General features: G+C 73.9%; 6 protein-coding genes. 5 read left to right on the top strand and 1 reads right to left on the bottom strand.

Features of this window, described 5'->3' with window-relative positions; translation table 11 throughout:
• Positions 1–107: 107 nt before the first annotated feature.
• On the bottom strand, positions 108–1,100 hold the full coding sequence (locus ACFU7Y_RS39000) for a LacI family DNA-binding transcriptional regulator (protein ID WP_380771201.1): 993 nt from the start codon (positions 1,098–1,100) through the stop codon (positions 108–110).
• 124 nt (positions 1,101–1,224) lie between these two features.
• Between ACFU7Y_RS39000 and ACFU7Y_RS38995 the strand changes: the two genes are divergently transcribed.
• The 5 genes from ACFU7Y_RS38995 to ACFU7Y_RS38975 all read left to right on the top strand — a co-directional run bounded on the left by ACFU7Y_RS38995 (position 1,225) and on the right by ACFU7Y_RS38975 (position 5,518).
• A complete protein-coding gene (locus ACFU7Y_RS38995; RefSeq protein WP_380771200.1) occupies positions 1,225–2,160 on the top strand; it encodes a ribokinase in 936 nt (311 codons plus the stop codon).
• An 84-nt stretch (positions 2,161–2,244) separates the two neighbouring features.
• Positions 2,245–3,591 (top strand): NtaA/DmoA family FMN-dependent monooxygenase, encoded by a 1,347-nt coding sequence (locus ACFU7Y_RS38990; RefSeq protein WP_380771199.1) that lies wholly within the window; start codon positions 2,245–2,247, stop codon positions 3,589–3,591.
• Between the two features lie 35 nt (positions 3,592–3,626).
• Positions 3,627–4,184, top strand: a complete 558-nt coding sequence (locus ACFU7Y_RS38985) for a flavin reductase family protein (protein ID WP_224273612.1) — start codon at positions 3,627–3,629, stop codon at positions 4,182–4,184.
• A complete protein-coding gene (locus ACFU7Y_RS38980) occupies positions 4,177–4,602 on the top strand; it encodes a riboflavin kinase (protein WP_224273610.1) in 426 nt (141 codons plus the stop codon). Before ACFU7Y_RS38985 ends, ACFU7Y_RS38980 begins: the two co-directional genes overlap by 8 nt.
• A gap of 187 nt (positions 4,603–4,789) precedes the next feature.
• Complete coding sequence (locus tag ACFU7Y_RS38975; protein ID WP_380771198.1) at positions 4,790–5,518, top strand: nicotinamide riboside transporter PnuC; 729 nt, start codon at positions 4,790–4,792, stop codon at positions 5,516–5,518.
• Positions 5,519–5,577: the final 59 nt, after the last annotated feature.

Raw genomic sequence — 5,577 nt, 5'->3', positions numbered from 1 at the left:
GCACCGGTACCACGTCGTGGTTGCTCGGACCGTTCGACGTGTCCGTCGGTCGTGCAGGCGGTGCGGCGTGGGGGCCCGGTCCGGCGGGCGTGGTCGGCTGCTCGGGGTCAGGCGTTCGCGTCCGTGGAGGAGCGCACCACCAGCTGCGGCGCGAAGCGCTCCACGCGCTCCGTCCTTTCACGGTCAGGGGCCTGAAGGAGCGTCAGGGCGCGTTCGGCCATGGTGGTGAGCGGGTGGCGGATGGAGGTGATGGGCGGGTCGAGGAGTTCGAGTATCTCGGTGTCGTCGAAGCCGGTGACGGCGATCCGGCCGGGGACGGGGACCGCCGAGCGCTGCAGGGTGCTGACCAGCCCCACCGCGAGGACGTCCGCGCCGCAGACGACGGCGTCGATCTCGGCGTGCCGTTCGGCGATGCGGCGGCCCGCGGTGCGGCCGGCGTCGGTGGTGAAGCTGGGCAGCAGGACGGTGGTGGCGTCGGCCCCGCGGGCCTCGGTGAAGGCGGCGAGGCGTTCCGCGCCGGAGGAGGAGGCCTGGTCGGCGGCGACCAGGGCGATCCGGTGGCGGCCGAGGCCTTCGAGGTGGTCGAGGAGCAGCCGCATCGCGGCGGTGTTGTCGAGGGTGACGGCGACGGTGCCGGAGCCGGTGGCCCAGCGGTCGAAGAGGACGACGGGGGTGCGCTTGGCGGCGGCCCGGACGGCGGGGCCGGACGCGCCGGCGGAGACGGGGACGACGAGCAGGCCGTCGACGCGGCCGCCGAGCAGGGTCTCGATCTGCTCGGCCTCGACGGCGGTGTCGTTGGCGGCGTCGGAGACCACCAACTGCCCGCCGGCGGCGCGGACTTGCTGGGCGATGGCGTCGGCGAGCTGGACGAAGTACGGGTTGGCGAGCGAGGGGACGACCACGCCGATGGTGCCCGTGGTGCCGGTGCGCAGCGCCCGGGCGGAGTGGTTGGTGCGGTAGCCGAGGCGCTGGGCGGCCTCCTCGACGCGGCGGGCGAGTTCGGGGTCGACGTTGCGCGGGGTGCCGGCCAGGACGCGTGAGGCGGTCGCGCGGGAGACGCCGGCGGCCGCGGCCACGTCGAGGAGTCGGGGCGCTGTCACGTGGGCGGTCCTTCGCGGTCGGAATCGGGCTCGGCTGAGCTGGCGGAATGCGCAGCACGAGGGTACTTGACGGTTTCCGGGGGCTGGTCCACAGTGTGGGAGATCGATCTCCCAAGGAGTGCAGATGCCGCCCATCACCGTCGTCGGTTCGGTCAACCGCGACCTCGTCCTCACCGTCGAGGACCTGCCGCGCCCCGGCGAGACCGTGCTCGCGCGGGGCTTCGTGGAGGGCGTCGGCGGCAAGGGCGCCAACCAGGCCGTCGCGGCGGCCCGGCTCGGGTCGCAGGTGCGCCTGGTCGCCAGGGTCGGCGCGGACGCCGACACCATCCTGCGGGCGCTCGCCGCCGAAGGGGTGGACGTCGAGGCGGTGCGCCCGGAGCCGGAGAGCACCACCGGGATCGCCTCGGTGGTGGTCGACCGGGCCGGCGAGAACACCATCGTGGTCAACCCCGGCGCCAACGCCGCGCTGTCGGTCGCGGACCTGCCGGAGCGGCTGGCCCGGTCGGCGGGCGAGGTGGTCCTGGTGCAGCACGAGATCGCCGCCGAGGTGGTCGCCGCGGCCGTGCTGCGGGCCCGGGAGCAGGGCGGCACGGTCGTCCTCAACCCGGCCCCGGCCCGGCCGGTCGCCCCGGAGGTGCTGTCCGCCGTCGACGTCCTCGTCCCCAACCTCGGCGAACTCGCCACCCTGCTCGGCGCGGAGCCGCCCGCCGGCCCGGACGGGGCGCGTGAGCTGCTGGAACGGGCCGCGCTGCCCTGCCGGGCCGTGGTGGTGACGCTCGGCGCGGACGGGGCGCTGATCAAGCAGCCCGGCCGCCCCGCCGTGCACCTGCCGGCCCCCGTCGTGGACGCCGTCGACACCGTCGGCGCCGGCGACACCTTCTGCGGAGCCCTCGCCGACTCCCTCGCCCGGGGCTCCGACCTGCCGGCCGCCGCCCGCCGCGCCGTCCGCGCGGCCTCGCTGGCCGTGACCGGTCTCGGCGCCCAGTCCTCCATGCCGTCCGCGGCACAGCTCGACGCGGCCGCCGCCCCCGGCGTTCCCGCGGTTCCCGCTGCGTCCTGACGTACTTTCGGTTCCCCGGCGTCCTGACGCACCTTCGGCTTCCCCACCTCCCCCCCCGCACCATCGGTTCAACGGAGAACACCCATGCGCAACCTCAAGCTCGGACTGTTCGAGAACGCCCAGACCAACGCGAGCGGCACCGCCACCTGGCGCCACCCCGACAGCCGCCGGCACCTGTTCGACACCCTCGGGTACTGGCGCGAGATCGCGCAGATCTGCGAGGACGCCAAGCTTGACTTCCTGTTCCTGGCCGACGCCTGGGGTTGGTCGGAGATCAACGGGGTGCGCCCGCCGATCGCCACCGAGGAGACCCTGGACCTGCCGCGCCTGGACCCGTTCGTGATCGCCTCGGCGCTGCTGGCCGGCACCACCGACCTGGGACTGGTGGTGACCGGCTCGGTGCTGGTGGAGCCGCCGTACGCGTTCGCCCGCCGGCTGGCCACCCTGGACCAGCTGTCCGGCGGCCGGCTCGGCTGGAACATCGTGACCACGGGCACGGCCGACACCGCGGTCAAGGCCTTCGGCATGGACATGGTGGCGCACGACGACCGGTACACGATGGCCGAGGACTTCCTCGACCTGGTCTACAAGTACTGGGAGGGCGCCTGGGAGCCGGACGCCCTGGAGAAGGACAAGGACGGCCGGTTCGCCGACCCGGCCAAGGTGCACCTGGTCGAGCACGAGGGTCCGTACTTCCGCTCGCACGGCTACGGCAACACCGCCCGTTCCCCGCAGGGCACCCCGGTGCTGTTCCAGGCCGGCGCCTCCCCGGCAGGCCGCCGGGTCGGCGGGCGGCACGGGGAGTGCATGTTCGTCGGCAGCGGCTCGGTGCAGCAGCTCGCCGGGCACACCGCGGCGATCCGCGAGGAGGCCGTACGGGCGGGCCGCCGGGCCGACGAGGTCAAGGTGATGTCGGCGTTCTCCTGCGTGGTCGGCGCCACCACCGCGGACGCCGAACGCCGTTGGCAGCGTGTCCTGGACGCCCAGCGTCCGGAGGTCACCGTCGCCAGCTACGCCATGTTCACCGGCCTCGACCTGTCCTCGTACGCGCCGGACACCCCGATGTCGGAGCTGTCCACCGAGATGTCGCAGACCCAGGTCGCCCGGTTCGCCGGCAAGACCGTCGGTGACGTCCTCGCCGACTGGCACACCCACGGCGTCGGCGCCCGTCCGGTGGTCGGCACCGCCGAGGAGATCGCCGACGAGATCTGTGCCCTGGCGGAGGGCGCCGACCTGGACGGCTTCCTGCTCTCCCCGACCGTGCAGCCGGCCTCCACCACGGAGTTCGTCGAGTCGGTGCTGCCGATCCTGCGCGCCCGCGGCGTCTTCCGCGGCGAGTACGCGGCCGGCGAGTCGCTGCGCGAGCGGCTCACCGGCGCGTCCGACCGGGCGCTGCCGGCCAGCCACCCGGCCGCGCAGTACCGGCACTGAACCACCCCACTCGCGACGAGAGGACGGCGACGACCATGGTCACTCCCGCCCACCATCCGAACCCGCCCGCCGCCGCGTCCGCGGAACCGAACGCGGTCGTACCGCACACGGCGGAGCTGAACGCCGCGGCGCTGCGCCAGGCGTTCGGGGCCTACCCCACCGGGGTGGTCGCGCTCGGCGCGCTGCGCGACGGCGAACCGGTCGGGCTCGCGGTGAGCTCCTTCGTGTCGATCTCGCTGGAGCCGCCGATGGTCGCCGTCAGCGTGGCCCGCACCTCGACCACCTGGCCGAGGCTGACGGAGGCGCCGGTCCTGGGGCTGAGCGTGCTCAGCCGTGGCCAGGGCGCGCTCTGCCGACGGCTCGCCTCCCGCGAGGGCGACCGCTTCGACGGCACCGGGTGGCAGGCGACGCCGGACGGCGCTGTGCTGATCCACGACGCGGCGCTGTGGCAGACCGCCCGGGTGAACGCGGTGTACGACGGCGGCGACCACGAGATCGTCCTGATGGAGCTGCTCACCGTCGAGCTGTTCCCCGGGGTGGAGCCGCTGGTCTTCCACACCAGCCAGTTCCGTGAGCTCACCCCCCATGGCTGACGCTCCGACGACCCCCCTGTCCGGCACCGTGGTGCACGGTGCCGGCCGGGGGCGGGGGCTGGGCTTCCCCACCGCCAACATCGCCTCCGACCCCGGTGCGCCCGTCCCGCCGCCCGCGATCTACAGCGGCTGGCTGGCCCGCCGCGCGACGGGCACCGTGCACCGCGCGACGATCAGCATCGGCACCAACCCCACCTTCTGCGACACCTCCGAGATCCACACCGAGGTGTACTGCCACGACGCCCCGGGCGACCTGTACGGCGAGCGCGTCGACCTGTGGTTCGTCGCCCGGATCCGGGACACCGAGAGGTTCGCCTCCGTCGACGAGCTGCTGCTCGCCGCCCGGGAGGACGTCCGCCGCTCCGAGACCCTGCTGGACTCCGAGCACGGACGGCACGTCCTCGCCGCCCTCTCCTGATCCACCGGTGCCGCCCTTCCCCTCCTGATCCACCGGCACCACCACCCTTCACCTGCCGGCGCGCACACCCGCCCCCCTCACGACTGCGCGCGCCCCGCGCCCCGAGCCCGGTCGGCCCCGCACCCCGCTTCGGCGGGGCCGACCGCCCCTTCCCCCACCTCGCTCCGCACGAACAAAGGTGTGAGTCATGAGCGCGTTCCACTGGCTGAACGAGCAGTTCGACTTCTTCGGCCTCCCCGTCTACTGGTCCGACTTCCTGGGCAACATCCTGGCGCTCGCCACCGTCTGGCTGGCCCTGCGGCGCTCGCTGGTGGCCTGGCCGGTGCAGATCCTCGGCTCGGTGCTGCTGCTGATCGCCAGCCTGAACGTGCACCTCGGCGGCAACGCCGCCCGGCAGATCGTCATCATCGTCTCGGCCTCCTGGGGCTGGGCGACCTGGAAGCGCAGCCGGGAGCAGGAAGGCACCATCAACGTCCGCTGGGCGTCCGGGCGGGAGCGCGCGGTGCTGATGGCCGCGATGGTGCTGGGGACGGCCGCGTTCGGTGCGGTGCTGAAGGGGACGGACGCCTCGTTCTACCCCGGGGCGCCGTGGTGGATGGTGCTCGCGGACGCCTGGATCTTCGTCGGTTCGATCCTCGCCATGTACAGCCAGGCCCGCCGCTACGTGGAGTTCTGGTTCGTCTGGCTGGCCGTCGACCTGGTGGGCGTGCCGCTCGCGGTCCACTCCGAGCTGTACTTCTCCGGCATCGTCTACGGGATCTTCTTCGTGATGGTGCTGCTCGGCATCCGCGACTGGGCGTCCCGCAGCAGACCGCAGGAGATCGCCTCGCCGCTGGAGCCCGCCGTCCTGGTCGAGGGCCGGGACGACGCCCGCCCGGGCGGCAGCCCCGTTTCCCGGGCCGGGGCGGCCGACTGACGGTAAGTCACCACAAGCGCACCGCACTCCGCCCGCGGGCCGGACCCCTTCTCCGGGGC

It is taken from the genome of Kitasatospora sp. NPDC057542 (assembly GCF_042801945.1).
Lineage (GTDB): Bacteria > Actinomycetota > Actinomycetes > Streptomycetales > Streptomycetaceae > Kitasatospora.
Note: the sequence above shows the minus strand (reverse complement) of the source record. Positions and strands in the feature narration are given on the sequence as shown.

Bases quoted from the DNA above. Each gene is read 5' to 3' on its own strand.
- ACFU7Y_RS38975 (WP_380771198.1), top strand. From the start codon at position 4,790: ATGAGCGCGTTCCACTGGCTGAACGAGCAGTTCGACTTCTTCGGCCTC.
- ACFU7Y_RS38985 (WP_224273612.1), top strand. From the start codon at position 3,627: ATGGTCACTCCCGCCCACCATCCGAACCCGCCCGCCGCCGCGTCCGCG.
- ACFU7Y_RS38990 (WP_380771199.1), top strand. From the start codon at position 2,245: ATGCGCAACCTCAAGCTCGGACTGTTCGAGAACGCCCAGACCAACGCG.
- ACFU7Y_RS38980 (WP_224273610.1), top strand. From the start codon at position 4,177: ATGGCTGACGCTCCGACGACCCCCCTGTCCGGCACCGTGGTGCACGGT.
- ACFU7Y_RS38995 (WP_380771200.1), top strand. From the start codon at position 1,225: ATGCCGCCCATCACCGTCGTCGGTTCGGTCAACCGCGACCTCGTCCTC.